The following is a 1,326-nucleotide window of genomic DNA, read 5'->3' on the forward strand; positions in this document are numbered from 1 at the left end:
CAACACCGGCCTGACGCAGCTGCCCGCGGCGACCGCACCGCAGATCTGGTACGGCGACCAGGCCACGCACCAGCCCTGGCCCGAGCTCGGCGCCGGCGGCCAGGCGCCGATGGGCGGCCCGACCTACCGCTACGACGAGGAGAACGAGTCGACGACGAAGTTCCCCGAGTACTGGGACGGCAAGACGTTCATGGCCGAGTTCTCGCGCGACCGCGTCTTCGCCTTCAGCCAGGAGGATCCCGACGGCGAGGTAACGAAGATCGAGGACTTCCTGCCGAACGCCTCGCTCAACGCGGCGGGCATGCCCCCGTGGGACAACGTGATCGACTTCGAGTTCGGCCCTGACGGATCGCTCTACGTGCTCGACTACGGCGACGGCTTCTTCCGTCCGAACCCCGACGCCGGCCTCTACCGGGTCGACTACGTCGAGGGCACCAAGGGTCCGCGCGTCGAGCTCGACGCCTCGGTGACGTCCGGCCAGGGTCCGCTCGAGGTCGACTTCTCGGCCGCCGAGAGCACCCACCCCGACGGCCTCGCGCTCAGCTTCGCGTGGGACCTCGAAGGCACCGGCACCTTCACCGACGGCCCTGCCGAGGTGACCCACACGTACGAGGCCGACGGCCAGTACACGGCTCGCGTCCGAGTCACCGACTCGAGCGGACGCGTCAGCCTCTCGTCGGTCGTGATCACGGTCGGCAACACCGCGCCGACGATCGAGATCGTGACTCCCGAGAACGGCTCGTTCGCCGACTGGGGCGACACGGTCGCCTTCGAGGTGAAGGTCACCGACCCCGAGGACTCGACGATCGACTGCTCGCGCGTGAACTGGAGCTACGCCCTGGGTCACGACAACACGCACGCCCACCCGCTCTTCACCGGCACCGGCTGCACGGCCGAGATCGAGATGCAGGAGGAGGCCGGCCACGGCGAGACCGAGAACATCTACGCCCAGATCGGCGCTTCGTACACCGACGGCGGCAGCGCCACGGCACCGGCCCTGTCGGCCGACGACGTGACGCTGCTCAACCCGCGCGAACTGCAGGCCGAGCACTCCGACGCGAAGGGCGGCGAGACGACGATCGTCGACGACGAGACCGCTCACGCCTTCCGCAAGGTCACCTCGTTCGACGTCGGCGACTGGCTGGCCTACGACCCGGTGAACCTCGTCGGGATCACGGGCGTCGAGGCTCGCGCGACCGGCACCGGCTCCCTCTCCCTGAGATGGGGCAGCGCCGACGCCGAGCCGTTCCTGACGATCGACGTGGCGAGTGCCGCGGGCGAGTGGCAGGAGGCATCCGGCCCACTGGTGACCGTGCCGGAGGGAAC

Annotated in this window: 1 protein-coding gene; it reads left to right on the plus strand. The window is 69.6% G+C overall.

All coding sequences use genetic code 11. The annotated features are described in order from the left end of the window. Nucleotides 1-1,326, plus strand: a 1,326-nt coding sequence (locus tag ACFWWU_RS37260; protein WP_384153648.1) for a PKD domain-containing protein, incomplete at both ends; no start/stop codon positions are given.

Origin of the sequence: Streptomyces sp. NPDC058650, assembly GCF_042717315.1 — a bacterium.
Classification (GTDB): Bacteria; Actinomycetota; Actinomycetes; order Streptomycetales; family Streptomycetaceae; genus Streptomyces.